Below are 26,216 nucleotides of genomic sequence, written 5' to 3' on the forward strand. Positions count from 1 at the left end.
CCGTGACAGTTTTCGCCGATCTCGTCGGGCAGGACCAGGCCGTCTCCGTCCTGTCGCGGGCCGCCGCGGCCGCGCGCGAGGTGGTCGAGGGCGGGCGCGGCGCCGGCATGACGCACGCGTGGCTGTTCACCGGCCCGCCCGGCTCCGGCAGGGAGGACGCGGCGCGTGCGTTCGCCGCCGCGCTGCTCTGCCCCGACGGCGGCTGTGGCCACTGCGACCAGTGCCACCAGGTGCTGATCGGCTCCCATCCCGACCTGGAGTCGGTGCGCCCCGCCGGCCTGTCGTACAGCGTGAAGCAGACCAGGGAGCTGATCCTGCGCGCCGCCGGCGCGCCCACGCAGGGCAGATGGCGGGTGATCCTGTTCGAGGACGCCGACCGGGCCACCGAGTCGGCGGCGAACGCCCTGCTCAAGGCCATCGAGGAGCCGCCGCCGCGTACGGTGTGGCTGCTGTGCGCCCCGGCGCCCGACGACATGATGATCACCATCCGGTCGCGCTGCCGCGTCATCACGCTGACCACGCCCGGCACCGAGGCGGTCGCGCACGTGCTGGCGACGCGTGACAGCGTGCCGTGGGAGACGGCCCGGTTCGCGGCCCGCGCCGCCCAGGGCCACATCAGCCGCGCCCGCGCCCTCGCCCTGGACGAGAGCGTCAGGGGGCGGCGCGAGGCCGTCCTCGGCATCCCCCGCTCGCTCACGGGCGTGGGGGAGTGCGTGGCGGCGGCGGAGCGCCTGGTGAAGACCGCGGAGGAGGAGGCCGCGGCGGCCACGGCGACGCTCAACGAGGCGGAGACGTCCGAGCTGCGCCGCCTGTACGGGGAGGGGTCGTCGGGCAAGGGGCTCAACCGGGGGCTGGTGCGGGGCGGCGCCGGGGCGCTGAAGGAGCTGGAGGACCGGCAGAAGTCGCGGGCCACGCGCATCAAGCGCGACTCGCTGGACGCGGCGCTGCTGGAGCTGGTCTCGTTCTACCGCGACGTGCTGGCGATGCAGTTCGGTGCGGCGGTGGAGCTGGCCAACGACGACATCCGCTTCGACCTGGACCGCATGGCGCGGGAGTCCACGCCGGAGGAGACACTGCGGCGCATCGACGCGATCATGCGCTGCCGCGAACGCCTCGAAGCCAGCGTCAACCCGCAGATCGCCGTCGAGGCGATGATGCTGTCTTTGCGCGGAGCGTAGTTCTCACGGTCTGGCCCGCTCTGTCATGGCCGGTCGGGCGTTTCGGGGTTACGGCCGTCCCTGTCGCCCCGGCTTGCCGGCCGTGCGGGCGCTGTTCCTTGTTCTCGGGGTTACGGCACAGCCGAGTTGCCCCACAGGCCGTCGTCGGTGGCCATCTGTCACGGCCGGTCGTGAAGGCTCACGGGCTGGGCGCCGTGACGAGCGCGTTGCCGGCCGTCTTCTTCGGTAGCCGATGCCGCTCTCTGCCACTCCAAAGATGGCCCCCAGGCGAGAACTCTCGTCTGGATCGCGGAGCCGAGCAGCAAACTGGATCCCCGTGCGTCTCTGTGATGTGGAAGTCGAACTGCTCTCCCATCGGGAGGCCCTGACCCGGGATCGCGTGGATGTGGCGACGATCTTCGCCGAGCATCACGTCGGTCTCGTGCGCCTGGCACTGATCATGGTCGGTGACCGGGCGACCGCCGAAGACGTCGTCCAGGACGCCTTCGCGCGCACCCATGCCGGGCGGTCCCGGCTGCGCGACCCCGACAAGGCGCTGGTCTACGTCAGGTCGGCGGTGCTCAACGGGTGTCGTTCGGTGCTGCGCAGGCGTGCCACCGTGTTCCGGCGTGCCGTGCCGTACGAACCGCCTGTCTGGTCGGCGGAGAGCGCCGCGCTGGTGGGGGAGGAGCGTCGCCAGGTGCTCGTCGCCCTGAGCGCGCTGCCGCCCAGGCAGCGCGAGGCGCTGACGTTGCGCTACTACCTCGACCTCACCGACCAGGAGATCGCCGACACCATGGGGATCAGCGGCGGCACGGCGAGATCCACCATCGCACGAGGGCTCGCGGCCCTCGGCCGAGCACTTGGGGAGGCATTGTGAACAGCCCTGTGGAAGACCGTCTGCGCGAGGCGCTCGGCGAGGCGGGGGCCACGGTGGAGGTCGGCACGCTGCGGCCGCTGATGGTGCCGGATCGACGACGGTTCGGCGTGAACATGAGGCTCGGACTGGTCGGGGCAGCGGCGGTCGTGGTCGCGGGGGCGGCGACGGTCGTGGGCTTCACGGTCTCGGGCGCCGGGGAAGAGGTGAGCGTGGCGTCGGCCCGGGCGCAGGCTCCTGACCCGGCAGATGTGTCGGTGTTCCTGTGCACGGGGCTGGAGGAGGGCAAGCAGGCATGCCAGGGGCGCGCCGCCACCGAGCAGCAGACCAAGGCCCTGGCCGAGTCGCTGGGCCGGCTGCCCGGGGTCGCCAAGGTCTTCTTCGAGGACCGCAGGACCGCCTATGAGCGCTTCCGCAAGGCGGTCGCCGACCGACCGGACATCGTCGCCCGGGTGAAGGCGGACGACGTGCCGGCGTCCTACCGGATCACCCTCGAACCGGGCGCGCGGCCGGAGCCGGTGTCCGCTGCGGCCAAGACTCTGCCCGGCGTGGCGATGGTCTCCGATCGGACCATGACGGACGCCGCCGCGGCCGTCCCCAACAAAGTGGACATCTCGGTGTTCCTTTGCGTTGGCTCGTCCGACCTGCCCTCCTGCGAGAGCTACGAGGCGAGCCGTAAGACCTCGAAGCGCGGCAAGGGCATCACCGCCGAGGACACGGACGCGCTGGAGCGCGAGATCAAGGCGATGCCCGGGGTCCAGAAGGTCACCTTCGAAGATCAGCAGCAGGCGTACAAGAGATTCAAGAAGGCGTACGCCGGCAACAAGACCCTTCTCACCGCCGTGAAGGTCACGGACATGCCCTTGTCGTTCCGCGTCCGCCTGAAAGCCGGGACCGATTCCGCCAAGGTGGCCGCCACCTTGCGGACACGGCCGGGTGTCTCACAGGTGGTCGAGCAGAAGTGCTCCCTCGCCCTATTCAGGCTCATGGCGGACCACGGCATTTCGCGGACGTTCACGGACGTCTGCAACTGACACCCCTCACCACGAGCGGGCTCGCGCACGTAGGGTGGCAACCGAAGGCCGTAAGACCCCCGAGGCCGACAGGAGGCGAGCCGTAGCCCATGGGCATGATCATGGCCGTGAGCTTCACACGCTACGGGAGGCTCTACTACCTCGACCCGGGCCCGCACAGCCCCAAGGTGGGCGACAAGGTGCTGGTGCCCACCGACGCGGGTCCCGAGGTGGCCGAGTGCGTGTGGGCGCCGCAGTACGTGAGCGAGGACATCGACGGGCTGCCGGTGTGCGCGGGCCTCGCGGAGGAGGAGCAGCTCAGCCGCGACGAGACCAACAAACGCCGGCGTGCCGAGGCGCGCAGCGTGGCCAAGCGGCTGATCAAGCGGCACGCGTTGCCGATGAAGGTGGTGGGCGTCGACTACCTTGACGCCGACAACGTCTTCACCGTCTACTTCTCGGCCCCGCACCGCGTCGACTTCCGCGCTCTCGTCCGTGACCTGGCCCGCAACCTGCGGGCCAGGGTGGAGCTGCGGCAGATCGGCCCGCGCGACGAGGCCCGGTTGCAGGGCGGCATCGGTCCCTGCGGCCGCGACCTGTGCTGCGCCACGTTCCTGAAGGACTTCGAGCCGGTGTCGGTGCGCATGGCCAAGGACCAGGACCTCCCGGTCAACCCGCTGCGCATCGCGGGGGCCTGCGGCCGGTTGATGTGCTGCCTGAAGTACGAGCACCCGCTGTACATGGAGACCCGCTACCGGATGCCCCGGGTCGGCAGCCGCGTCAGCACCCCGCAGGGTGAGGGAAGCGTGGTGGGCCACAACGTCCCGTCCGACACGGTGACGGTCAGGCTGGACGACGGCGGCCGCCGCTGCGCCTGCCCGTCGGCGTCGGTCTGCTCGCCTCGCCAGCAGCACGACAAGATGTACGGCTCCGACGCGTCGCCCGGCGCACCTCGACAACCGGAGGCATGACGACGACCTGAGGCCGTTTCCCGAACCGCGCCGCCGGGCTGGATGCTGACGCTTGTTCCCGACCCGCGACACCGGCTGGATGTTGACGCTCCTTCCCCAGGACGCGAGACCGGGCCGGGCCGGACGCTCGGTCCCCACCCCGATGCCGTCTCACGGTGGGGGACGCCCGTCACTCCTCCTGCGCGTCGCCTCTCCGCTGTTCGAAGCTCGCACCACGCGTTCGGTCGGGTCCGGCGCTTCGGGGTCCTGGAGGCGGTCGGTCAGCAGGAAGCCGGGCAGTTCCCAGTCCGGCGCGTGCTCGCGCTCGGTCAGCAGGAACGTCCCGCCCCGGGCGTCCGGGTCCCAGCCGGCCGCCAGGCCGCGTTCGATGACCGCGCGCACGTCGGACGGAAGCGGGTAGGAGTTGTCGGTCGCGCACCCCCACGGGGCGAGGCCGTTGGACAGCAGGTCGGCCTGCAGGGCACGGCCGTTCTTCCCGGAGCCCCACACCCGCAGCCGGACGCATCGGTGGCAGTCCCCGGAGCCGGACACGTGCCGGATGTCGGCCGTCCACACGAACTCACGGCCGCCTGTGGACAACGTCCGCAACCTCGTACCCATGCCGACCACCCCTGTCAGTGCTGGACCTCAGGGAGCAGTCTGCACGGAGGCGGCCTGGACGTGCGACGCATATTCGGGGCACGGCGTACAAGAGACGGCGCGTACGAGGCGCTGAGGAGGGAGGTCGCGCGGGACAGGCTCTAGAGGTCGGCGAAGGGGCCGCGCAGCCGTTCGGTCACCTCCCACAGCCGCCGTGCCGTGGCCGTGTCGTACGAGGCCGCCGAGGACCTGACCGGTTCGTGCCGGTTGTAGTACTGGCCCGCTCGCACGTCCGCGTCGACGGCCAGGGCGGTCACCGGTTCGGCGCCGCGCCGGGCGGACAGCCCCATGGCGGTGACCAGGGCGACCCGCAGGCGCGGGAACTGGCGGCCCAGATTGGTCTTCACCAGGCCGGGGTGCAGGGCGACGACGGTCATGTCGGGCCTGCGCCGTTGCAGTTCGTACGTGAAGAGCAGGTTCGCCAGCTTGGACCGGCTGTAGGCGAGGAACGGATCGTAGGACCGCTCGCTCTGCAGGTCGTCGAAGTCGAGCTCGACGGGCCCCGAGCCCATCATGGGCGCGCGATGCCCCTCGGAGTTGACGTTGACGACTCTGAGGTTCTCGACCGCCAGCGCGGCTGTCAGGGAGTAGGGAGCCAGGTGGTGCACGGCGAAGTTCAGCTCGACGCCCTCGGACGTGGCCTGCCGCTGCGGCGCCATGATCCCGGCGTTGTTGACGAGCACGTCGACCGCGTCCACCGAGGCGGCGAGTTTGCCGATCCCGTCGCGGGTGGACAGGTCGGCCTGGACGAACCTGGCGTTGTCCAGCGTGCGCGCGAGCTCCTCGCCGCGGCGCCCGTCGCGCCCGGACAGGATCAGGTGATGTCCCTGGGCGGCCAGTTGGACGGCGACCTCGCGGCCGATGCCGGAGGTGGCCCCGGTCAGCACGACGCGCTTCATGCCAGCCCCAGGGGCCCGGTCAGCACGACGCGCTTCATGCCAGCCCCAGGGTCCTGGTCAGCAGCCTGTCGCGGAGCCGGGTGGGCAGGCGCGACAGCAGGACCAGCGCACGGGCGTCGGCGCCCACCACGTAGCGGGGGCGTGGCCGCCTGGCTTCGACCGCGCGCACGATGGCGTCGACGACCGCGGTGACCGGGCTGAGCCGTTGACCGGCCAGCATCTTGTCCAGGGCTTCGAGCTGCTTGCCGTACAGCGTCCTGCGTTCGGCGGGGGCCTGGGCGAGCGCGGTCCTGGCGGCGGCGCCCGCCTTGTCGAAGATGGGGGTGGCCATCGCGCCCGGCTGGATGAGGACCACGGGGATGTCCCAGGGCGCCAGCTCGATCCGGGCGGCGTCGGACAGCGACTCGAGCGCCGCCTTGCTCGCGGAGATGGGGGCGAGGAAGGGGATCGCCGTACGGGCGGTGGGGGCGCTGATGTTGACGATGCGGCCCTTGCCCTTGCGCAGCAGCGGCAGGAAGGCCCGCATGACGTTGGCCGGCCCGTACACGTTGACCTCGAACTGCCGGCGCAGCTCGGCCTCGGGGACCAGCTCCAGGGGGCCCTGCACGATGACCCCGGCGTTGTTGATCACGGCGTGCAGTCCGTCGGCGGCCACGTCGGCCGCGACCTGCTCGGCCACGCGCTCCACACTGGCGGGGTCGGTGACGTCCATGTCCAGCTCCGCGCCGCGGCCGCAGGCGTGGACGGTGAAGCCCCGCGCGGCCAGCCGTTCGGACAGCGCCCGGCCGACCCCGCCGTTGGCCCCGGTGATGAGAACAGATCTCATGGTGGATCCCTCACGTGTTCTAGGGGACATGTACTTAGGAACATGAGGAGCATGCACCTGGCCTGTGGGACATGTCAATATGTCCACGAGGAAGGGAGGCGGCGGATGTCGCTGCGATACGGGCTGCTCGGGTTGCTCGCGGAGGGGCCCGCCAGCGGCTACGACCTGACCAGGCGGTTCGAGGAGGTGCTCGGCCCGGTGTGGCCCGCGCAGCACCCCAAGATCTACGCCGAGCTGGGCCGGTTGACCGCGGACGGCCTCATCGAGGTGGACAGCTACGGGCCGCGGGGGCGCAAGGCCTACCGGATCACCGAGGACGGGCTGGCGGCCGTCCGGACCTGGCTGGCCGAGGACGAGGTCGACCACACCATGCGGCTGGAACCGCTGCTGCGCTCGTTCTTCTTCTGGCTGATGACACCCGAGCAGCTCAGCGATCACCTGGTCCGGGAGCAGGAGTTCTTCGCCTCGATGGCCCGGCGCTACCAGTCCTACGCCGAGCGGAAGGACCGCGGCGAATTCGGCCACAGCCCGCGGACGCAGTCGATGCGCGTGGCCATCGAGGCCGGCGTCCGCATGTACGAGGCCCTGGCCGGCTGGGCCGAATGGGCCAGGACGGTGCCGCCCGCCAAGCCCTGAGGCCACGGGCACCTGATCGCTGGACGGCGGGCGCCCCCGCCCGGCTTCTCGAAGAGATCGGCGTCGACTGGGAACCACGCCTCGGTCCCACGGCAATCACAGGAGTCATTGCCGACACCGAAAGGCAACCAGATGCGACAACAGAGCCGGCTGACGCCCGACCGGGCGCCCGGATCGACCCATGATGCCGCGGTGATCCCGATACTGGAGCCGGAGCCGTCCGACGACGCCTCCGTGATCGCGCGATCCCGGCACGACCCCGAGCACTTCGCCGCCCTCTTCACCCGCCACGCCCCCGCGATCAAGCGGTACGTCGTCCGCCGGCTGGGCCTGGAGGCGGCCGAGGACGTCGTGGCGGAGACGTTCGTGGCCGCGTTCCAGCAGCGCGCGAGCTACGACCTGACCCGCGCCGACGCCCGGCCGTGGCTGTACGGCATCGCGACGAACCTGATCGGCCGGCACCGCCGTCACGAGATCGGCCAGTACAAGGTGCTGAGCCGGACGGGCGTGGACCCCGTCACGGAGCCGTTCACCGACCGGATCGACCAGCGGGTCGCGGCCGGCGGGGCGCGCGGCCGGCTGGCCGCGGCCCTCGCGGGCCTGCCGACCGGACACCGGGACGCGTTGCTGCTGGTCACGTGGGGTGAGCTGACCTACGAGCAGGCCGCCCTGTCGCTCGGTGTGGCCGTGGGAACCGTGCGTTCCCGGGTGAACCGGGCCCGTAAGAAGCTGCGCCGGGCTCTCGGCGACATCGACCCGACCGCTGTGACCGAGGAGTTCCGTTCATGAACGAGATGTCCCTGCTCAACCGCCTGCGCGACGAGGTGCCGCCGCAGACCGAGCTGCGGGCCGAGGAGAACCGGCTGCTCGCCGAGATCCGGACCGGATCGGACGCTCCCGCCCCGGCCCGTGCCAGGCTGTCGAGGCCCCGCGCGCGCTGGGGGATCGCTCTGGCCGGCGCGCTCGGCACGGCCCTGGTCGCCGGCGTCGTGACCACGGCCGTGACGGGGCCGGACCGGACCGGCGCCGTGCCGTCCCAGCGGATCCAGGCGTCCGCGCCCCTGGCCCGCTCGCAGCAGCCGAGCGCCGCCGCCGTGCTGGAGAACATCGCGCTCGTGGCCGAGAAGTCCAAGATGCAGGAGGTCCGGCCGGACCAGTGGACGTACCAGAAGGTAAGCCAGCCCGACACGCCGGGGCCCACGTTCGAGATGTGGATGCGGATGGACGGGACCCAGGACGCCCTGCGTGAGAACGGCGGCAAGATCAAGATGGGCCACGAGAAGGGGCCGACGTACCCGCTGAAGACGCAGCAGGAGCTCGACGCGTTCCCCGACGACCCGGACGCGCTGCTGGCGCACCTGCGCGGCCTCAAGCAGAGTCGTGCCGCCCTCTCGTTCTGCCCGCCGGGGTGCCCGGCGGGCACCGAGGAGGACGTGAAGGCGTACGGGGCCATCCAGTGGTACCTGGAGGCCGGGCCGGTGATCCCACCGGCCAAGGCGGCGGCGATGTACCGGGCGATGGCCAAGATCCCGAACGTCGCGATCGAGGAGAACGTGGCCACACCGCAGGGACGCAAGGGCATCGGCGTCGTCCTGGACCTCGGGGAGGCCGGCAAGATGTACACGATCCTGGACGCCGAGGACTACGACTACCTCGGTGCGATGACCGTGACCGACTCCCACAAGAGCGCCCTGTGGGTCCTGGCCTCCGGCGTCGTCGACAAGCCCGGCGACATCCCGTCCTCCTGACCGCCTCGCCTCCCGGCGATCCGGGCCGCGCCCAGGACAAGCCCCGCGGCAACAGGGGCCCGCGGGGCGTTGTCCACAGGCGCCCGTCGGTGTCCACAGGCGACCGTGCGGCGCCGCGGGAGGCCGGGTGACGGGGCGTAGGATCCCCACCCATGTGGTTCCGTGCCCTGACCGTCCTCGTCGCGGTCGCGCTGCTGGCCGCCGGCTGCGTCCGCGACGAGCGGCCGCTGTCCGCGACCGGGGCTCTGGCCTGGACGGACTGCGGGGACGGGTTCCAGTGCGCGAAGCTGGCGGTGCCGCTCGACCACGACGTCCCGGACGGCGAGCGGATCCGGATCAGCGTCATCCGGCTGCCCGCCACCGGCGACCGTATCGGGTCACTCCTCCTCAACCCGGGCGGTCCCGGCGGCTCCGGCGTGGCGTACGCGCGGGCGGCGCAGGCGGTGGTGAGCCCTGGCGTGCGGGCGCGGTTCGACATCGTCGGATTCGACCCGCGCGGCGTGGGGGAGTCCGCGCCGGTCGACTGCCTGGACGACCGGCGCCTCGACGCGTTCCTGGCGCTGGACGCCACCCCGGACGACGCGGCCGAGCGGGCGGCGCTGGAGCGCGGGTCACGCGAGTTCGCCCAGGGCTGCGCGGCGCACGCGGGCAAGCTGCTGCGGCACGTGGGAACGGTCGACGCGGCCCGCGACATGGACGCGCTGCGCGAGGCGCTGGGCGACCGGAAGCTGACCTATCTCGGCAAGTCCTACGGCACCTTCCTGGGGGCGGTCTACGCCGACCTGTTCCCGGGGCGTACGCGGGCGCTCGTGCTCGACGGGGCCGTCGACCCGGCGCTGTCGAGGTTCCGGTTCAACGCGGACCAGGCGGCCGGGTTCGAGGTGGCGTTCCGGGCGTACGTGGACGACTGCCTCGCCCGCGGCGACTGCCCGTTCCGCAGCCGCGACGCCGACGGCGCCCTGGAGGAGCTCACGGAGCTGCTGCGCCGTACGGACCGGCACCCCCTGCCCGCCGGAGCCGGAGGAGACGCGGGGGACCGCGTGGTCACCGAGCCGCTGGCCCTGCTCGGCGCGCTGACCCCGCTCTACGACCGCGGCGGCTGGCCGATGCTCACCGAGGCGCTGACCCAGGCGTTCAAGGGCGACGGCACGATGCTGCTGCACAACGCCGACACGCTCGTGGACCGCGCATTCGACGGCTACTCGAACCAGACCGAGGCCAACATGGCCGTCAACTGCGTCGACGGCGTCTACCCGAAGGACGTCGCCGCGTACGAGCGGGCCGCCGCCGACCTGTCCCGCACGGCGCCCCGCTTCGGCCCGTACATCGCCTGGAGCTCCCTGCCGTGCGCCTACTGGCCGGCCCGCCCCACCTTCCAGAACCACCCGCTCACGGCGAAAGGCGCACCCCCGATCCTCGTCGTCGGCACGACCCGCGACCCGGCGACCCCGTACGCCTGGGCCCGCTCCCTCGCCGGCGAACTGGAGTCGGGGGTCCTGCTGACGTACGACGGCGACGGGCACACGGCCTACAACAGCGGCGACACCTGCGTGGACACGGCCGTGGACCGCTACCTCGTCACCGGCGCCCCGCCGAAGAACGGCGCCACCTGCCCGTAGCGCGGGAAGATCGGGGGCGGGCGGGAGCGAGAACCCCTTGGGCTCCTGTAGACTCGGTCACGCCGCACGGCACGCCGCCTTAGCTCAGTCGGCCAGAGCACTTCACTCGTAATGAAGGGGTCTGGGGTTCGAATCCCCAAGGCGGCTCCAGCGCAAAGGCCCTCTCGGACGATCCGGGAGGGCCTTTGACGTTGCATGGCCCGGTCCAGCGGAATCCTGTTGCCCGAGTTCCGGGCGTGCCTTTAGTGAGTGCCGGGCAGCGTCATCGGTATGAATGGCAGAAGACGGACAAAGACCATCATCGGCACCATTTTCGCCGGCTCGGCCCTGCTCGCGGCCGCGGCCTGTGGGGAAGCTCGGATTCAGCCCAGTGCTGTCGAGGCGCCGCCCGCGGGAGACGCTGTGGCCGGCCTCATGTCATCGTCGGCGCCGCTCGCCGAGCCCAGCGGCGACTCCGGTCAGCAGTCCGGTGATACGGCCGGCGAGAGGGCGAGCGCCGCCGCCATGAACGCCGTCGAGGGCTCCAAGGTCCTCTCGATCCAGTCAGAGAACGGCGGCCGGATCTGGGAGGTGCAGCTGGCCGCATCCGACGGCACAGAGCGGCTGCTGGAGGTGGACACGTCGGGCAAGGTCTCGGCGGTCAGGGTCAAGGACACCGGCGAAGGGGAGAAGGCCAGGGTCATGGGCATCGTCAAGGACGCCGAGCTCACCTTCAAGGACGCGGCGGAGAAGGTGTCGACCGCGGTGCCGCAAGGCAAGATCCTCCACATGAGCTTGGACAGGTACGGCGACAACCTCCTCGTCTGGGACGCCGATGTCATCACCTCGGACGGGGCGTGGCACGGGGTCAAGGTCGACGCCAAGACCGGCACCGTGACCAAGACCGGCTAGTGAGGCTGCACTCGCCTCTGCGCGGCGCCATTCTGGGTGGCCGACGTGCCGACCTGCTCGCGACCGACCCGACCCGACCTGGCCCGACCAGACCCGTCTCCGGCCCGGCCCACCTGGCGCGACCCGGCCCGGAATGACGGAGCCGGCCTATATGGTCCCGGGCATGAACTCCGCTTCTTCGAACATCTCGGGCTCGTGGCGAGCGCAGCTGACCGGCGCCTTCGAGATCCTGCTCGGCCGCCCGCTGACGAGTTTCGACGCCGACGCCGTCTACGCGACGTTCTTCGGCGGCGACCTCATCAACGAGCTCGGCTTCACGCGGGACACCGCCTGGGTGAACGCGGCCGCCCTCGGCGGCGCCGAGCCGGTCGTCTGGGACTACCCGGTCTTCGACCTGGACGATCCGTTGCCGGCGTTCGACGCGAGCCGGTCGGTCTTCGAGTTCGACAAGGCCGGGCTGCCGCCGGCGTTCGAGGCGGATCTCGCGGCGGCGTGCTTCTCGGGCCGGCTCGTCCTGGGCGGCGACCTGGTTCCCCTGCTGGCACGGTACGACCTCACCGCGTCCGATCTGCGCGACACCTGGACCGCCTGCTACCCGCGGCTCGTCTCGGACGGCACCCTCTTCGACGCGATGCGGGTCGCCACCGCGCTCGGCACGGGCCCCGAAAGCCTCCTTCCCCTTGAGGCGGAGGCGGCCGAGGAGTGGCGGGAGGCGCTGGCCGACCTCACGCCGCCCGAGCTGTTCGCCCACCTGAGCTACTTCTGCACCGAAGGCGAGGAGGGGCTGATGTACCTGCGAACCGAGCGGTCGGGCGGCGACCTGCTCGCCGACGAGGGTTGCAGGCTGATCGCCAACTGGGAGGAGGGCCAGAGCCAGGTGGAGTTCGCGGTCGTCCAGGCCGGCGAGCTCCTGGCGGGGCCGCGTCAGTCCTGACGTCCACACCGGACTCGCCTCACGGGACGATGGCGCAGAACACCGAGAGCGCCCGATACCTGACGAAAGTCATGGTCAGAGCCTGCCGATCGGGCGCTGCCCGGCCGCCTCACCGGCTTCTAGCGTTCGTACGCCGACGAACGAACAGCTTGAGGAACCATGATGAAGACCGGAAAGAGCGCCGCCATCGCCGTTCTGACAGGGGCGTTGCTGCTGACAGGCGCGACAGCCGCGACCGCCTCCCCGAAGACACCCCATGGGTCGAACGCGCCGAAGGCCGGCGAGCTGACCGCCGCCACCATCGACGCCTACATGCGAGACTACGCCCAGCGGACCGGCCTGCCCGGCGCGCTGGTCGCGGTCACCAAGGGCGATCAGGTCGTCCAAGTCGCGGGCTACGGCCACACGGCCGACGGCCAGGCGATCACCAAGGACACCCCGATGCCGCTCGCCTCGCTCTCCAAGTCGTTCACCGCCCTGGCGGTGCTGCGACTCGCCGACCAGCACAAGATCAGCCTGGACGAGCCCGTCCGGAGCTACCTGCCGGAGTTCACCATGGCCGACCCCCGCGCCGGGAAGATCACGGTGCGGCAGCTCCTCCAGCAGACCTCGGGCATGAGCGACCGGACCTTCCCCGAGCTGACCCTCCCCGCGCCGGACACCCTCAAGGACGCCGTCGCGATGCTGCGGACCGCCCCGCTCGCCACCGACCCGGGCACCAAGATGGCCTACCACAACCCCAACTACGCCGTCGCGGCCCGGCTGACCGAAGTGGTGACCGGGATGCCGTTCGGCGACTACCTGGCCGCCAGCGTGTTCCGCCCGCTCGGGATGACGTCCACCACCACCGTGAACACCACCCGCGACCACCCCGGCGGGGCCGCCGGCTACATCCGCGCGTACGGCCGGGTGCTGGAGCGCGGACACCCGAAGTGGTTCGTCAACGGCAGCGCCGGCGTCGTCAGCACCGCCGCCGACCTGGCGAAGTGGCTCATCGCGCAGAACGGCTCCAGCCGCGCCTTTCCCGAGCGAACCGTGAAGACCGCCCAGACCCCGTCCGGCGTGGGCGGCAGCACGTACGGCATGGGCTGGCAGGCCGGGAAGACCGCCGGCGGAGCGCCCGAGCTCCAGCACACCGGCTGGCTGCTCACCCACAACTCCGCCCAGACCCTGCTGCCCCAGAGCGGGTACGGCATCGCCGTCGTCACCGACACCGGGATGATCTCCGGCGACGACGCGCTCCTCATCACCGACGGCCTGATCGACATCATCGAAGGCCGCCCCGACGCCGGCGCGGCACCCTTCACCATGTCCGCCGACCCCTGGCTCGCCGGTCTGTCCCTGCTCAACCTCGGACTGGGCGTCCTCGGAGTGCTGCGCGCCCGCCGCTGGGCCCGCCGCCGCGCGGGTCGCCCCGTGTGGCGGCTGATCGCCCGCCTGGTCCCGTACGTGCTGCCGATCGCCCTCTTCGCCGGCCTCGCGGACCTGATCGGCCTCCTGATGAACAGGGTCGGCACGATGGAGATGATCACGTACGTCTGGTTCGCGCTCTACGTCTGGGCCGCCACCGCCGCGCTGGCCGCCACCGCCGTCATCGTCGCCCGCACCGTCCACACCGTCCGCGCCCGCCGCCCGCATGTGCGACAGGAGCCCGGCGTCGGCGTGGCCGAACCGACAGCGCCCTTCCAGGCGTGAGGCGCCATTTGTCGAACCGGCGTCCTGTCTTCCCTTGCCCGTGCTCGGCAGCACGTCGCCGCCGGGGCCGAGGGCCAAGCTCCGCACCTCTCCACTGTGCTGCTTCAGCAGGTGAAGTGTCCGGCGCGGGGCTCTCTGGAGGCGTGTCCACCAGGGTTCCGAGCTGTGAGCGTGGCTCAGTCGGCAGGGCCGAACTCGGCCTCCAGCACCCCCATGAACAGGCTGATCGGATCGTTCCAGTCGCCGTTGACGTTCTGGACGACCATGCGCTCCCCGTCGCGCGTGCCGTACGCGAAGGAGAACGAGCCGTTGATGGCGCCGCCCATGCCCCAGACCGTCCGGCCGCCGGGCAGCCGCAGCGAGGACATGCCGAGGCCGTAGGCGGGCGTGCCGGGGATCCACTTGCCCTCGGGGGTGGGCTCGGCGGCGAACATCTCCTCGTGCTGCGCCCGCGGCAGGAGCTCGCCCTTGAGCAGGGCGGTGAAGAAGCGGTCGAGGTCGGCGGCGTGGGACACCATGCCACCGGCGGCCCAGCCGACGGAGACGTTCATGTCGGTGACGTCGTGTACCTCGGCGTCGGCGTCGGGAGCGTAGTTCGTGGAGTAGTGGCGGGCGTGCGGGCCGTGGATCCCCACCTCGTCGCCGGGCACGTACGTCCCGGTCAGGCCGAGGGGGCGGACGACGCGGCGCGAGACCTGCTCGGCGAACGTCTCGCCGGTCACCCGCTCGATGATCATGCCGGCGAGGACGTAGCCGGTGTTGGTGTAGGTCCAGCCCTGGCCGGGCGCGAAGTCGGGAGCGTGGGACATGGCGGTCCGCACCAGTTGCTCGGGGGTGTGGTGGTCGTAGCGGTGCTTGAGGAAGGCCGGGCCGTAGTAGCGGCGCAGCATGTCCGGGTCGAGGGAGTAGTTGCTGATGCCGCTCGTCATGTTGAGCAGTTGCCTGACGGTGATGGCGCGGCCGTCGTGCCCGTTGCCGCTCACCAGGCCGGGCAGCCAGGCGTCGACCGTGTCGTCGAGGCTCAGCTTGTCCTCGGCGGCCAGTTGCAGCACGACCGTGGCCGTGAAGGTCTTGGTGATGCTGCCGACGCGGAAGCGTTCCTCGGGCCGGCGCCGCTCGCCGGTGCCGGTGTCGGCGACGCCGGCGGTGCCGAACCGGGCGTCCTCGCCGTCGCGGACGATCGCGAGGATGCCGGGCAGGCGGCGCTCGGTCACGGCTCGGTCGAGCGCCTGCTGGACGGTGGGACGGGGGAAGGTGGTGGCCATGACAAGCAGCTCCCTGCGATCGCCGATCATTTTCCCGAACACGTGAAAGCTACATTGCGTTTCTCGCCGCTTCAATGTTCGATGGCATCCGTAAAGCGCGTATAGGCAGCTCATGCAGTAGATAATTCTTGCAATGAGGTTGTCGGTTAACGCAAAGATGTGTTGCAATGAGATGGCGGTGAATGCATACTGACGGCGTCCCACCACCCGTACGAGGGAAGGAGGCGGCGCGCATGCCTGGCGGCAGGCTCACCCAGCCGGAACGCAGGCGCATCGCGGCCGGGCTGGCCGAGGGGCTCAGCTACTCCGAGATCGCCCGAAGCCTGCGGCGGCCCACCTCGACCGTCACCCGCGAGATCGCCCGCAACGGCGGCCCCTCCGGCTACCAGCCCGACCGGGCCCACCTGGCCACCGAGCGGCGCGCCCGGCGGCGCAAGCCGGGTGTCCCCGCGCGGCCTGCGCGAGTCCCGGCCGCGGCGCACGGGCGCGACCCCGAAGCGGTGGACGAGCTCCTGCGCGGCCTCACCGCGCTGCTCGCCACCACCGGGCTGCCGCGGATGATGGCCGGGGTGCTGGCCTGCCTGTACACGAGCGACAGCGGCAGTCTCACCTCGGCCGAGCTGGTCCAGCGGCTGCGGGTCAGCCCGGCCTCGATCTCCAAGGCCGTCGGCTATCTGGAGGAGCAGGAGCTGATCCGGCGCGAGCGTGACCCGCGGCGGCGGCGCGAGCGCTACGTCTGCGACAACGGGGCCTGGTATCGGGCGTTGCTGGCCAGCGCCAGGGTGAGCGCCGAGCTGGCCGACCTCGCGGAGCGGGGAGTAGGCGTCCTCGGACCGGCCACACCCGGCGGCGCCCGGCTGGAGGACATGAGCCGGATCCACCGCCACCTCAGCCACGACCTCCTCCAGCTGACCGAGCGCTGGAGGCCGCTCCTCGTGAGTGAGCCGTTTCTCGTGGGCGAGCCGCTTCTCATGGGCGAAAAGGGACGACCCCCGGCCGCCGAAGCGGGCCGGGGGTCGTCGGCGATCCCGTCGGGAGACGGGATCAGGGAGGCGTGGATCAGCCGGTGAAGCCGACGATCGCGTAGTCCAGCGACTGGTAGCCCTTGGCGCCCCAGTTCGCCAGCGTCTTCTTGGTCGCCTGGATGTCGGGGCGCTGGTACAGCGGGATCGTGTGCACCATGTCCCAGATCAGCTTGTCGGCGGCGTTGGCCTTCTCGATGGCCTTGGCCGGGTCCATCTCGCTGACCGCGGCGTCGATCGCGGCGTCGAGCGCCGGGTCGCTGCCCTTCGGGAAGTTGCTCTCGGAGCCGGTCTTGTAGATCTGCGGCAGGGAGCCCATCGGCAGCGGCGTGCCGATCCACGAGAACGGAACCAGGTCGAAGTCGCCCTTGATGATGTAGTCCGTGAAGAACTTGTCATCGGGGACCGGGCGGATCGTCAGCTTGATCCCGGCCTCCTTGAGCATGGCCTGGGTGAGCTCGCCCTCGGTCTTGGCGTACGGCAGGCCCGCCGGGACGGTGAAGCTCAGCGCGAACTCCTTGCCGTCCTTCTTGCGGTAGTCGCCCTCCTGCTTCCAGCCGGCCGCGTCGAGCAGCTCCTTGGCCTTGGGCAGGTTGTACTTGCCGAGGTCGCCGGAGTTGTCGACGTAGCCCTTGTGGTTGTTCATGAAGACGTGGTTGCCGAGCGTCTGCAGCGGCCAGTCCATGTCCTTCAGGTCGGACTGCGTGATCACGTCACGGTTGATCGCGTACTCGACGGCCTGGCGGACCGACTTGTCCTTCAGGAACGGGCTCTGGTTGTTGACCGTGATGTGCCGCCAGTTCGGGCTGAGCGCCTTGCGGATGTCCACGTTCGGGACTTCCTTGGCCCGCTTGAGGTCGGCGGGGCTGCCCGGCGGGACCTCCACGCCGTCGAGCTCGCCGTTGGCGAAGGCGTTGACCTGCGCGGCGGGCGTCTCGATGGTCCGGAAGATGATCTTGTCGAGCTTGGCCTTCTTGCCCCACCACTTGTCGTCACGCACGACGGTGAGGGTCTTGGTGGCCTCGTCGATCTTCTCCACCTTGAAGGGCCCGGCGGTGATCGGGATCTTCTGCAGGTAGTTCTTCTCCTCGGCCTCCGGCGTCTCGTTCGCCGAGGCGGGGTAGAAGTGCGGCGAGCGCGAGAGCAGGCCCTTCCAGTCCGGGTACTGCTTGGCGAAGGTCATGACGGCGACCTTGTCCGAGGAGCCCTTGGTGACCGACTCGATCCGGTCCCAGCCGTCGGTGGAGGCCGGCTTGTACTTCTTGTTCTTGCCGTTGTTGGCCTTCCACATGCCCTCGACGTCTTTCCACGTCATCGGGGTGCCGTCGGACCACGTGGCCTTGTCGTTGAGGGTCCAGGTGACGACCTGCTTGCCGGAGGACGTGTCCATCTTCACGTCGGTCAGGTAGTCCGGGTTCGGCGTGAAGTTCGCCTCGGAGTCGGACACCATCAGCTGCGGCATGATCGGGTCGAGCATGTCGGCCGTGTCGGCCTGGTTGCCGTCGACGTGGTTGCCGTTCCACTGGGTCGGCCACTGGCCGACCGCGAGGGTCAGGGTGCCGCCGTCCTTGACCTGCTCGTACGGGACCGGGTTGATGCTGATGGCCGGGGTCTCGGACATCTGCTTCTGCGCCTGCTGGGACTGCTCGGCGCTCGGCTTCTTCGCCTCGCCGCCACCGCCGCCGCAGGCCGCGACGGCCATGGCGAGGAGTGCGATTCCCGCCGCCGCCCGGTATCCAACCTTCACTGTTCCTCCTGGTGTTCCGAGGCCGTGATGACCTCGATCTCCTCCGCGTAGTGGCAGGCGGCGCCGTGATCCTTGGCGCGCGCGAGCCGGGCAACCGAGGGCTCTTCGTCCACACACCGCCGCTTGTCCGCCTCGCTCAGGCGGGCGAACTTGGGGCAGCGGGTACGGAACCGGCATCCCGATGGGGGATCGGCCGGACTGGGCAGGTCGCCTTCGAGCAGGATCCGCTTGCGGCTGCGCTCCATCTCCGGGTCGGGCAGCGGGATCGCCGAGAGCAGCGCCTGCGTGTAGGGGTGGGCCGGCCGGTCGTAGACGTTCTCGACGGCGCCGATCTCGGCGATCCGCCCCAGGTACATGACCGCGACCCGGTCGGCGAGGTGCCGCACCACGGCCAGGTCGTGCGCCACGAACAGGTACGACAGCCCGAGCCGGTTCTTCAGCTCCTCCAGCAGGTTGATGACGCCCGCCTGGATGGAGACGTCGAGCGCGGAGACCGGCTCGTCCAGCACGATGAGCTTGGGCTCCAGCGCGAGGGCGCGGGCGATGCCGATGCGCTGCCGCTGGCCGCCGGAGAACTGCTGCGGGTAGCGCTCGGCGTGCTCGGGCGCCAGCCCGACCAGCGTGAGCAGCTCGGCCACGCGCTGGGACACGTTCTTGCGCCCGTGGGCGCGCAGCGGCTCGGCGATGATGTCGCCGACCGGCATGCGCGGGTCGAGCGCCGCCATCGGGTCCTGGAAGACGATCTGCAGGTCGCCGCGCAGCGCCTTGCGGGCCGCCTTGTCCAGCCGGGAGCTGTCCTTGCCGAGCACGACGACCCGGCCGCTCTGCGGGGGCGTGAGCTGCATGATCTGCTGGAGCGTGGTCGTCTTGCCGCAGCCCGACTCGCCGACGAGGGCCAGCGTCTCGCCCTCGGCGATGTCGAACGTGATGCCGTCGACGGCGTGGACCGTGCCCACGCGCCGCTTGAACACCGCGCCCTTCATCAGCGGGTAGTGCCGGACGAGGTTGTCGAGCTCCAGCACGGTCTCGCGCTCCTCGCGCGGGACGCGGGCCACGTCGCTCGGCGGGATGACCGGCACGGGGAAGACGTCGGCGCCGGTCATGCCCTTGTGCTCGATCTCGCGCGAGCGGATGCAGGCGACGTACCGGCCGCCGCCGATCTGGGTGAGCGGCGGCTCCTCGTCGTCGCACGCGTCGATGTGCATCGGGCAGCGCGGCGCGAACGGGCAGCCGGGCGGCAGCGCCGCCGGCGACGGCGGGTTGCCCTCGATGGGGACGAGCGTGTCCTGCTCGCCGTCGACCCGGGGGATCGAGGCCAGCAGGCCCATCGTGTACGGCATGCGCGGCCGGTAGTAGATGTCGTCCACGACGCCCTGCTCGACGGGCCGGCCCGCGTACATGACGAGCACCCGGTCGGCCATGCCGGCGATGACGCCCAGGTCATGCGTGATCATCACGATGCCGGCGCCGGTCTCGGCCTGGGCGGTCTTGAGCACCTCCAGGACCTGCGCCTGGATGGTGACGTCCAGGGCGGTGGTGGGCTCGTCGCAGATGAGCAGGTCGGGGTCGTTGGCGATGGCCATCGCGATCATCGCGCGCTGGCGCATGCCGCCGGAGAACTCGTGCGGGAACGCCTTGGCCCGCACGTCCGGGTGCGGGATGCCGACCAGGTCGAGCAGCTCGACGGCGCGCCTGGCGGCCTTGTCCTTGCCGACCTTCTGGTGGACGCGGACGGCCTCGGCGATCTGCTCGCCGATCGTGTAGACGGGGGTGAACGCCGACAGCGGGTCCTGGAAGATCATGCTGATCGCCTTGCCGCGGACCCGGGTGAGCTCACCCTCCTCCATGCCCAGCAGCTCCTGGCCGTGCAGCTTCACCGAGCCGCTGACCACGGCGTTCTGCGGGAGCAGGCCCATGATGGCCAGCGAGGTCACGGACTTGCCGGAGCCGGACTCGCCGACGATGCCGAGCACCTCGCCCTGGGCGACGTCGTAGCTGACGCCCCGCACGGCCTGGATCCCGCCGGGGAAGGTGACGGTGAGGTCGCGGACCTCCAAGATGCTCATGAGTTGCTCCCGGGATCGAGCGCGTCGCGCAGTCCGTCGCCGATCAGGTTGATGGCCAGCACGAGGAGCACCAGCAGGCCGGCGGGGAAGGCGAACAGCCAGGGGTAGCCGGTGGCGTTCCGGGCACCCTCGGCGATCAGGGTGCCGAGCGAGACGTCGGGCGGCTGGATGCCGAAGCCGAAGAACGACAGCGCGGCCTCACCGATGACGGCGCCGCTGACGTTCAGCGTGGCGTCGATGATCAGCAGGGAGGACAGGTTGGGGACGATGTGCCGCAGGATGATCTTCCAGCGGGGGATGCCCATGTAGAGCGCGGCCTGGACGTACTCCCGCTCGCGCAGCGACAGCGTCATGCTGCGCACGACCCGGGAGGTGATCATCCAGGCGAACGCGGCCAGCAGCACCACGAACCACAGCCACGAGGCGCCGCGCAGCCGGGGGGAGATGATCGCGATGATGAGGAAGCTGGGCAGGACGAGGAGCAGGTCCACGCCCCACATCAGCACCTTGTCCACCCAGCCGCCGAAATATCCGGCGAAGGCGCCGACCAGCGCGGCCAGGCCGGTGGCGAACAGCGCCACCAGCAGGCCGATGACGATCGACTTCTGCATGCCGCGCAGCGTCACCGCGTACATGTCCTGGCCGATCGATGTGGTGCCCCACCAGTGGTCGGCGTCGGGCGGTGACAGGAAGGCCAGGAAGTCCTTGTCCGTCCAGTCGTACGCGCCGAGGTAGGGGCCGATGTAGGCCAGCGCGATGAGCAGGATCAGGGCGATGCCGCCATAGCGGGCCTGCCGGTTGTGCAGGAGCCGCCCGAGTACGACCTTGGAACGCACCTAGCTCACCCGCACCCGAGGATCGAGGGACGCCACCAGCAGGTCCGACAGGAAGGCGGCGAACAGCACGCAGACGGCGGTGAACAGGCTCACCGCGGCGACGGAGTTGACGTCGTTCTGGTTGATCGCGTCGACGAGCCAGGCGCCCATGCCGTGCCAGGAGAAGATCTTCTCGGTGAAGATCGCCCCGGTGAGCATGGTGCCGAACGCGAACGCGAAGTAGGTGGCCGACGGGATCAGCGCCGTGCGCAGCGCGTGCTTGAACAGCGCCGTCCGGCGCCGCAGGCCCTTGGCCATGGCGGTGCGGACGAAGTCCTGGTTCAGCACGTCGAGCATCATGTTGCGCTGGATGCGGCTGTAGAAGGCGATCGAGCCGAGCGTGAGCGAGATGGTCGGCAGGATCAGGTGGTTCAGCCGGTTGAGGAACTGGTCCCAGCCCGACAGCCGCGGGTTGTACTCGCCGGTGTACTCGATCAGCGTGAAGCCGAGCCCCCGGTTCAGGTTGTAGGTCGCGATGGCGAGCAGCGTGGCCAGCAGGAACACCGGGACCGCCATGACCACGAACGAGCTGACGCCGATGGCCCGGTCGCTGAACCGGTACTGCCGGACGGCCGAGTAGGCCCCGACCGCGACGCCCAGGGCGAAGCCGAGCAGCGTGCCGATGAGCAGCAGCCGCAGGCTCACCATGATCCGGCGGCCCATCTCCTCGTTGACCGAGCCGCCGTTCCACGTCTTGCCGAAGTCGCCGGTCACGACGCCGCCGGCCCAGGTCAGGTAGCGCTCGAAGACCGGCGTCTTGTCGTTGAGGTTGTAGGCGTCAAGGGTGGCGTCGATGACCTCTTCGGCGACCGGCGGCTGCCGACCCTCGTACGCGCCACGAGGATTCATCGTCGTGGCGGCGAGCATGTACGCCAGGCTGGCCGCCAGGGCAATCAAGATCACATTGGTTGCCAGCCGGCGGAGCAGGAACTTGCCCATTTCCCTCCGTACACCGTGCACGGGGGTCGAAGTCCGAGGTGGAGGGCCCCCGCAAGGAAAAGCCGTCGCGTCGCCAAAAATCACTTGACGTGACGGCGACACGCAAGCCGCAGAATATCCATCCAAACCTTGCAGCTAGCAAAGCGTTGATATAACAGTCAGGTCACTACACAAAGTCGCGACATGATCTCCCTGCGCGGGAAAGCCCTTCGAGCTGGGGTGATGCGCCGTTTGGTGGTCTTTTTCGGGGGCCCAGAGCGCGGCAAGTGTCACAAAACCCGGACAAACCTGACTGCGACGCAGAGTGAGCGGAACGTTAACGAACGGCGACCTGGCGGCCGTGTGCGGACGGTCAGGCCAGATGGCGATCACGGGCGTCGAGGAGCGTCTCCATGTGCTCCCGCGCCCAGGAGCACATCGCCGCCATCGGCTCCAGCAGCGTGCGGCCGAGCGAGGTCAGCTCGTACTCGACGCGGGGCGGGATCTCGGCGTACGCGGTGCGCGTGAGCAGCCCGTCGCGCTCCATCGCCCGCAGCGTCTCGGTGAGCACCTTGGGGGTGATGCCGCGCAGCGGCACGCGCAGCTCGGAGAAGCGGCGGGGGCCGTTCTCCAGGCATCGGATGATCTTGCTGGTCCACTTGTCGCCGATCTGGATCAGCGGCGTGACGTTCGCGCACTGGGCGAACATGTCCGGATCGAGGGCGTCAGTCACTCTGCCGAGCGTACGTAACTATCGTTGCGGGAACCAAGGGGGCGGCCGTTAGCGTCCGCACAGCGCCGATGACCCCCATCGGCCTGTGCGAACGGAGCTGTCCCATGAGCGAGATCGTTGTGTTCGGCGCCGGTGGCCGCGCCGGGCGGGCCACGGTGGCCGAGGCTGCCGGACGGGGTCACCGGGTCACCGCGGTGGTCCGCGACCCGGCCCGCCACCCCGACCTCGGCGGTGCGGGCGTGACGGTGGTCGCCGGCGACGTCACCAGCGCCGAGGACGTCGCGCGGATCGCGGCGGGCCACGACGCGGCCGTGAACACCGCGCTCCGCCTCGACATGCCGTCGACGGACTTCCTGCCGGCCGCGACCGCGGCGCTGGCCGAGGGCCTGGGCCGGGCCGGCGTGAAGCGGGTGGTGCTGGTCGGCATCGGCACCACGCTGGAGAGCGCCCCCGGCGTGCTCGTCCACGACGCGCCCGGCTTCCCGGCGGAGTACCGGGCGTTCTCGCTCGGCCACCTGGCCGCGGTGGAGGCGCTGCGCGACGCGGACCCGGCCCTGGACTGGGTGGTGCTCGCCCCGCCGCCCACCATGCTGGACGCCGACGCCCGCGCACCGGGAAGTACCGGATCGGCGGCTCGGCGGTCCTGCCCGACGCGGACGAGCGGCTGTTCGCCTACGCCGACCTGGCGGTGGCGCTGGTCGACGAGGTCGAGAACCCCCGGCACCACCGCGCCCTGACGGCCGTCGGCTACTGACGGCTCACCGCGAAGGCGCGGACGTCCTCGACCAGGAGGTCCGGCGCCTGCAGGGAGGCGAAGTGCCCGCCCCGGTCGTACTCGGTCCACCTCACGATCGCGTACTGCCGCTCGGCGAGCGTGCGGATGGTGCTGTCACCGGGGAAGAGCGCGACGGCGGTCGGCGCCTCGACGCGCGGCCCGCCGCCGAAGGCCGCCCTCGCCTCCCGGTAGAGGCGCATCGACGACCCGGCGGTGCGGGTCAGCCAGAACGTGGTGACGTTCGTGAGGATCGCGTCGCGCTCGACCGGGGTCTGCACGGCGCGGGCGGGGTCGTAGTCGACGAACCATTCGAGGTTCCAGGCGAGCAGGCCGAGGGGCGAGTCGGTGAGGGCGTAGGCGAGGGTCTGCGGCCGGGTCGACTGGATGGTGGCGTAGCCGGAGCGCTCGCGCCACTTCTCGGCGGTGGCCCGGGCCTTGGCCAGCTCCTCCGGGGTGAGCCCGGAGGTACCGGGGGCGGGCGTGGAGGCGGTGACCACGGCGTTGAGGTGGACGCCCATGACGTGCTCCGGCGCCACCCGGGCGACCTCGGGGGAGATCAGGGACCCGAAGTCGCCGCCCTGCACGAGGTAGCGGTCGTAGCCGAGGCGGCGCATCAGCTCGGCCCAGGCACGGGCGATGCGGGTGACGTCCCAGCCGCGCTCTCGGGTGGGTCCGGAGAAGCCGAACCCGGGCAGTGACGGCAGCACCAGGTGGAAGGCGGGCACGCCGGCCTCGCCGGGCTCGGTCAGCGGGCGGACGATGTCCAGGAAGTCGGCGACGGTGCTCGGCCAGCCGTGGGTGACGAGCAGCGGCACGGCGTCCGGCTCGGGGGAACGCACGTGGGCGAAGTGGATGTTCTGCCCGTCGATCTCGGTGGTGAACTGCGGCAGCTCGTTGAGCCGGCGCTCGTGCGCCCGCCAGTCGTACCCGTCGCGCCAGTGCCCGGCAAGCTCCTCCAGGTAGCCGGAGGCGACGCCGTAGTCCCAGTCGGCGCCGGGCAGCTCGTCGGGCCAGCGGGCCGCGTCGAGCCGGCGCGCCAGCTCGTCCAGGTCGGCCTGCGGGACGTCGATGCGGAACGGCGTGATGTCGTGGCTCATGGACGGCGAGATTAGGAGGCGATGCGGCCGATTCGCTTCCGCATTGCGGGGACGGCTGTCATCGTTAACTATTAAGAAGGTTTACTTATCAATCCCGGTCCGAGCGGGAGGCGACGAGGGATGAGGCGGACGGCCCCGGCACTCGTCCTGATGACGGTCCTGCTGCTCGCGCTGCCCGGCTGCGGCGCCCGCGGCACCCCGGCGCCCCCGGTGAACGCCCAGGACGTGATGTTCACGCAGATGATGATCCCGCACCACCGGCAGGGCATCGAGATCGCGAAGCTGGGCGCCGCCCGGGGCCGCTCGCCCGAGGTGCGGACCCTCGCCGCGGCCGTCGCCGCCACGCAGCAGGACGAGGTCGAGATGATGCTGCGCTGGCTGTACGCCTGGGAGCAGCCGCTCACCGCGCCCTCCGGGGCGCACGACCATCACGGCGGGATGCCGGAGACCGACCGCGCGCGGATCGCCGCGCTGGCCCGGTCGAAGGCGTTCGACCGGGACTTCCTCACCCTGCTCATGGCCCACCAGGACGACGCGGTCCGGATGGCCGGGACCGAGGCGGCGAGCGGGGCGAACCCGGAGGCCAGGAGCTGGGCCGAGCGGGTGCGCGAGTCCCGCCGCGCCCAGATCGCCCAGATGAGGAGCCTGCTCCGCCGGTGACGCGGAGGTCAGCGGCCGACCCTGGTCGCGAAGTCGCGTAACGCCCGCTCGTAGCGGGCCGGGTCGGTGTTCCACGAGCCGACGTGGCCGCCGCCCCGGGTCCGTACGAGGGTCACCAGGTCGGGCCGCGCCGCGGCGAACCGCAGCGCCGGTCCGACCGGCACCGACGCGTCGGCGTCGTCCACGAACAGCAGCACCGGCACGCGGAACTCCCGCGCGTGCCGCACGTGGTCGAGGTCGTCGAGGGAGGCGCCCGTGCGGCGCTCGACCACGAACTTGCCGACCGAGGCCAGCCACCGCGGCACCCCGCGCTGGTCGGCGCCGAGGTCGATGGGCGCGTTCCAGTCGAGCACCGGGCTGTCCAGGATCAGCCCCTTGACCGGCTCACCGGGCATCCGGCGCACGGTCATCGGCACGATGCCGCCGCCCATGCTGAACCCGTAGAGCAGCACCCCGGTCGCCCCCTGGCCGCGGGCGTAGGAGATGGCCGCGGCCACGTCCCGCCACTCGGTCGCGCCGAGGTGGAACAGGCCGTCGCCGGCGGGCGCCCCCTCGTCGTTGCGGTAGGTGATCCCGAGCACCGGCATCCCCAGGCTGTGGAAGACCGGCACGAACCGCAGCGCCTCCGACGCGGTGGCGTTGCGGCCGTGGACGGCGATCACCCAGGTCGTGGAGGAGCCCTCGGTGCGCCAGGCGGGCAGCTCGCCCAGCTCGCCGGGCACGCTCACCGTCCGGTACGGCAGGCCGAGCGCCGTGCCGGGGTCCTCGTGCCCCCACATCCACCGGTCGAGGTAGGCCCGCACGCCGGGCCGCAGCGTGCCGCGCCGCACCTTCTCCACCCGCCGCACCACATCGCCGCCGCTGGAGACCACCGCGCCGAGCGTGGCGCTGCCGCCGTCCCAGGTCAGCCCGTACGTGCCGGGCGCCGCGGTGTCGTCCCCGCCCCGCAGCGTCACCAGGTCGCCCGTGTACGCCACCACCTCCAGCGGGTACGAGGACCCGTGCGAGGGCTCGATCACCAGGCCGGAGTAGTACCACCCGGCCGCGCCCACGCCGGCGACGGACAGCACGAGGAGGACGGCCACCACCCACGCCAGGACACGCCGGAGACGCTTCATGGCCGGAAAAATACTCTCCTCAAAGACATGAAGCC

General features: G+C 71.0%; 25 protein-coding genes and 1 tRNA gene. 15 read left to right on the plus strand and 11 right to left on the minus strand.

Annotation, left to right across the window (positions count from 1 at the left end; translation table 11 throughout):
* Positions 1 to 2: 2 nt before the first annotated feature.
* The 4 genes from HD595_RS18640 (at position 3) to HD595_RS18655 (ending at position 4,018) form a co-directional block, all read left to right on the plus strand.
* On the plus strand, positions 3 to 1,178 hold the full coding sequence (locus tag HD595_RS18640; protein WP_253770708.1) for a DNA polymerase III subunit delta': 1,176 nt from the start codon (positions 3 to 5) through the stop codon (positions 1,176 to 1,178).
* Between the two features lie 316 nt (positions 1,179 to 1,494).
* Positions 1,495 to 2,037, plus strand: coding sequence for a SigE family RNA polymerase sigma factor (locus tag HD595_RS18645; RefSeq protein WP_253770710.1), 543 nt, complete (start codon positions 1,495 to 1,497; stop codon positions 2,035 to 2,037).
* Between the two features lie 8 nt (positions 2,038 to 2,045).
* Positions 2,046 to 3,068, plus strand: a complete 1,023-nt coding sequence (locus HD595_RS18650) for a permease-like cell division protein FtsX (RefSeq protein WP_253770711.1) — start codon at positions 2,046 to 2,048, stop codon at positions 3,066 to 3,068.
* A 95-nt stretch (positions 3,069 to 3,163) separates the two neighbouring features.
* Positions 3,164 to 4,018: a PSP1 domain-containing protein gene (locus tag HD595_RS18655; RefSeq protein ID WP_253770713.1), complete on the plus strand. Its 855-nt coding sequence runs from the start codon at positions 3,164 to 3,166 to the stop codon at positions 4,016 to 4,018.
* A gap of 150 nt (positions 4,019 to 4,168) precedes the next feature.
* Here the strand turns inward: HD595_RS18655 and HD595_RS18660 are convergent, their stop codons facing one another.
* The 3 genes from HD595_RS18660 to HD595_RS18670 form a co-directional block, all read right to left on the minus strand.
* Positions 4,169 to 4,618 (minus strand): hypothetical protein, encoded by a 450-nt coding sequence (locus HD595_RS18660; RefSeq protein ID WP_253770716.1) that lies wholly within the window; start codon positions 4,616 to 4,618, stop codon positions 4,169 to 4,171.
* A gap of 140 nt (positions 4,619 to 4,758) precedes the next feature.
* A complete protein-coding gene (locus HD595_RS18665; protein WP_253770719.1) occupies positions 4,759 to 5,556 on the minus strand; it encodes an SDR family NAD(P)-dependent oxidoreductase in 798 nt (265 codons plus the stop codon).
* 34 nt (positions 5,557 to 5,590) lie between these two features.
* Positions 5,591 to 6,382 (minus strand): SDR family NAD(P)-dependent oxidoreductase, encoded by a 792-nt coding sequence (locus tag HD595_RS18670; protein ID WP_253770722.1) that lies wholly within the window; start codon positions 6,380 to 6,382, stop codon positions 5,591 to 5,593.
* 105 nt (positions 6,383 to 6,487) lie between these two features.
* Between HD595_RS18670 and HD595_RS18675 the strand changes: the two genes are divergently transcribed.
* From HD595_RS18675 to HD595_RS18710, 8 genes are all read left to right on the plus strand, one after another.
* A complete protein-coding gene (locus tag HD595_RS18675; protein ID WP_253770724.1) occupies positions 6,488 to 7,018 on the plus strand; it encodes a helix-turn-helix transcriptional regulator in 531 nt (176 codons plus the stop codon).
* 192 nt (positions 7,019 to 7,210) lie between these two features.
* A complete protein-coding gene (locus tag HD595_RS18680; protein WP_253770726.1) occupies positions 7,211 to 7,807 on the plus strand; it encodes an RNA polymerase sigma factor in 597 nt (198 codons plus the stop codon).
* The gene (locus HD595_RS18685; RefSeq protein ID WP_253770729.1) at positions 7,804 to 8,766 is read left to right on the plus strand and encodes a CU044_5270 family protein; all 963 of its coding nucleotides are present in this window, start codon (positions 7,804 to 7,806) and stop codon (positions 8,764 to 8,766) included. The genes HD595_RS18680 and HD595_RS18685 overlap by 4 nt, the downstream gene beginning before the upstream one ends.
* A gap of 152 nt (positions 8,767 to 8,918) precedes the next feature.
* Complete coding sequence (locus tag HD595_RS18690; RefSeq protein ID WP_253770731.1) at positions 8,919 to 10,385, plus strand: alpha/beta fold hydrolase; 1,467 nt, start codon at positions 8,919 to 8,921, stop codon at positions 10,383 to 10,385.
* 73 nt (positions 10,386 to 10,458) lie between these two features.
* Positions 10,459 to 10,535 (plus strand) — tRNA-Thr (locus HD595_RS18695).
* Positions 10,536 to 10,634: 99 nt separating this feature from the next.
* Entirely contained in the window at positions 10,635 to 11,276 is a 642-nt protein-coding gene (locus tag HD595_RS46790; protein WP_253770733.1) for a PepSY domain-containing protein, read from the plus strand.
* A 163-nt stretch (positions 11,277 to 11,439) separates the two neighbouring features.
* Entirely contained in the window at positions 11,440 to 12,210 is a 771-nt protein-coding gene (locus HD595_RS18705; RefSeq protein ID WP_253770735.1) for a hypothetical protein, read from the plus strand.
* A 159-nt stretch (positions 12,211 to 12,369) separates the two neighbouring features.
* On the plus strand, positions 12,370 to 13,905 hold the full coding sequence (locus tag HD595_RS18710; RefSeq protein WP_253770737.1) for a serine hydrolase domain-containing protein: 1,536 nt from the start codon (positions 12,370 to 12,372) through the stop codon (positions 13,903 to 13,905).
* A 176-nt stretch (positions 13,906 to 14,081) separates the two neighbouring features.
* Here HD595_RS18710 and HD595_RS18715 read toward each other — a convergent pair whose 3' ends face one another.
* A complete protein-coding gene (locus tag HD595_RS18715) occupies positions 14,082 to 15,170 on the minus strand; it encodes a serine hydrolase domain-containing protein (protein ID WP_253770739.1) in 1,089 nt (362 codons plus the stop codon).
* 233 nt (positions 15,171 to 15,403) lie between these two features.
* Between HD595_RS18715 and HD595_RS18720 the strand changes: the two genes are divergently transcribed.
* Positions 15,404 to 16,240, plus strand: coding sequence for a MarR family transcriptional regulator (locus HD595_RS18720; protein WP_253770741.1), 837 nt, complete (start codon positions 15,404 to 15,406; stop codon positions 16,238 to 16,240).
* On the opposite strand, the gene HD595_RS18725 is transcribed toward HD595_RS18720, so the two are convergent.
* The 5 genes from HD595_RS18725 to HD595_RS18745 form a co-directional block, all read right to left on the minus strand.
* Positions 16,230 to 17,939 (minus strand): ABC transporter family substrate-binding protein, encoded by a 1,710-nt coding sequence (locus tag HD595_RS18725; protein ID WP_253770743.1) that lies wholly within the window; start codon positions 17,937 to 17,939, stop codon positions 16,230 to 16,232. The genes HD595_RS18720 and HD595_RS18725 overlap by 11 nt on opposite strands.
* The gene (locus HD595_RS18730) at positions 17,936 to 20,005 is read right to left on the minus strand and encodes an ABC transporter ATP-binding protein (protein ID WP_253770746.1); all 2,070 of its coding nucleotides are present in this window, start codon (positions 20,003 to 20,005) and stop codon (positions 17,936 to 17,938) included. The genes HD595_RS18725 and HD595_RS18730 overlap by 4 nt, the downstream gene beginning before the upstream one ends.
* A complete protein-coding gene (locus tag HD595_RS18735; protein WP_253770748.1) occupies positions 20,002 to 20,841 on the minus strand; it encodes an ABC transporter permease in 840 nt (279 codons plus the stop codon). Before HD595_RS18735 ends, HD595_RS18730 begins: the two co-directional genes overlap by 4 nt.
* Entirely contained in the window at positions 20,842 to 21,819 is a 978-nt protein-coding gene (locus HD595_RS18740; RefSeq protein ID WP_175590045.1) for an ABC transporter permease, read from the minus strand.
* Positions 21,820 to 22,171: 352 nt separating this feature from the next.
* Positions 22,172 to 22,531 (minus strand): winged helix-turn-helix transcriptional regulator, encoded by a 360-nt coding sequence (locus HD595_RS18745; RefSeq protein ID WP_308211181.1) that lies wholly within the window; start codon positions 22,529 to 22,531, stop codon positions 22,172 to 22,174.
* Positions 22,532 to 22,635: 104 nt separating this feature from the next.
* On the opposite strand from HD595_RS18745, the gene HD595_RS18750 reads away from it, so the two are divergent.
* A complete protein-coding gene (locus HD595_RS18750; RefSeq protein WP_253770750.1) occupies positions 22,636 to 23,268 on the plus strand; it encodes an NAD(P)-dependent oxidoreductase in 633 nt (210 codons plus the stop codon).
* Between the two features lie 10 nt (positions 23,269 to 23,278).
* Here HD595_RS18750 and HD595_RS18755 read toward each other — a convergent pair whose 3' ends face one another.
* A complete protein-coding gene (locus HD595_RS18755) occupies positions 23,279 to 24,403 on the minus strand; it encodes an epoxide hydrolase family protein (RefSeq protein ID WP_253770752.1) in 1,125 nt (374 codons plus the stop codon).
* Positions 24,404 to 24,523: 120 nt separating this feature from the next.
* Between HD595_RS18755 and HD595_RS18760 the strand changes: the two genes are divergently transcribed.
* Positions 24,524 to 25,063 (plus strand): DUF305 domain-containing protein, encoded by a 540-nt coding sequence (locus tag HD595_RS18760; protein WP_253770754.1) that lies wholly within the window; start codon positions 24,524 to 24,526, stop codon positions 25,061 to 25,063.
* A gap of 8 nt (positions 25,064 to 25,071) precedes the next feature.
* Here the strand turns inward: HD595_RS18760 and HD595_RS18765 are convergent, their stop codons facing one another.
* Positions 25,072 to 26,181, minus strand: coding sequence for an alpha/beta hydrolase (locus tag HD595_RS18765; RefSeq protein ID WP_253770756.1), 1,110 nt, complete (start codon positions 26,179 to 26,181; stop codon positions 25,072 to 25,074).
* Positions 26,182 to 26,216 lie beyond the last annotated feature (35 nt).

Source organism: Nonomuraea roseoviolacea subsp. carminata, assembly GCF_024172185.1.
Taxonomy (GTDB): Bacteria; Actinomycetota; Actinomycetes; order Streptosporangiales; family Streptosporangiaceae; genus Nonomuraea; species Nonomuraea roseoviolacea.

Excerpts from the sequence above, each read along its gene's own strand:
- HD595_RS18655 (WP_253770713.1), top strand. The coding sequence starts at position 3,164 with ATGATCATGGCCGTGAGCTTCACACGCTACGGGAGGCTCTACTACCTC.
- HD595_RS18660 (WP_253770716.1), bottom strand. The coding sequence starts at position 4,618 with ATGGGTACGAGGTTGCGGACGTTGTCCACAGGCGGCCGTGAGTTCGTG.
- HD595_RS18665 (WP_253770719.1), bottom strand. The coding sequence starts at position 5,556 with ATGAAGCGCGTCGTGCTGACCGGGGCCACCTCCGGCATCGGCCGCGAG.
- HD595_RS18670 (WP_253770722.1), bottom strand. The coding sequence starts at position 6,382 with ATGAGATCTGTTCTCATCACCGGGGCCAACGGCGGGGTCGGCCGGGCG.
- HD595_RS18675 (WP_253770724.1), top strand. The coding sequence starts at position 6,488 with ATGTCGCTGCGATACGGGCTGCTCGGGTTGCTCGCGGAGGGGCCCGCC.
- HD595_RS18685 (WP_253770729.1), top strand. The coding sequence starts at position 7,804 with ATGAACGAGATGTCCCTGCTCAACCGCCTGCGCGACGAGGTGCCGCCG.
- HD595_RS18690 (WP_253770731.1), top strand. The coding sequence starts at position 8,919 with ATGTGGTTCCGTGCCCTGACCGTCCTCGTCGCGGTCGCGCTGCTGGCC.
- HD595_RS18705 (WP_253770735.1), top strand. The coding sequence starts at position 11,440 with ATGAACTCCGCTTCTTCGAACATCTCGGGCTCGTGGCGAGCGCAGCTG.
- HD595_RS18710 (WP_253770737.1), top strand. The coding sequence starts at position 12,370 with ATGATGAAGACCGGAAAGAGCGCCGCCATCGCCGTTCTGACAGGGGCG.
- HD595_RS18715 (WP_253770739.1), bottom strand. The coding sequence starts at position 15,170 with ATGGCCACCACCTTCCCCCGTCCCACCGTCCAGCAGGCGCTCGACCGA.
- HD595_RS18720 (WP_253770741.1), top strand. The coding sequence starts at position 15,404 with ATGCCTGGCGGCAGGCTCACCCAGCCGGAACGCAGGCGCATCGCGGCC.
- HD595_RS18730 (WP_253770746.1), bottom strand. The coding sequence starts at position 20,005 with ATGAGCATCTTGGAGGTCCGCGACCTCACCGTCACCTTCCCCGGCGGG.
- HD595_RS18740 (WP_175590045.1), bottom strand. The coding sequence starts at position 21,819 with ATGGGCAAGTTCCTGCTCCGCCGGCTGGCAACCAATGTGATCTTGATT.
- HD595_RS18750 (WP_253770750.1), top strand. The coding sequence starts at position 22,636 with ATGAGCGAGATCGTTGTGTTCGGCGCCGGTGGCCGCGCCGGGCGGGCC.
- HD595_RS18755 (WP_253770752.1), bottom strand. The coding sequence starts at position 24,403 with ATGAGCCACGACATCACGCCGTTCCGCATCGACGTCCCGCAGGCCGAC.
- HD595_RS18760 (WP_253770754.1), top strand. The coding sequence starts at position 24,524 with ATGAGGCGGACGGCCCCGGCACTCGTCCTGATGACGGTCCTGCTGCTC.
- HD595_RS18765 (WP_253770756.1), bottom strand. The coding sequence starts at position 26,181 with ATGAAGCGTCTCCGGCGTGTCCTGGCGTGGGTGGTGGCCGTCCTCCTC.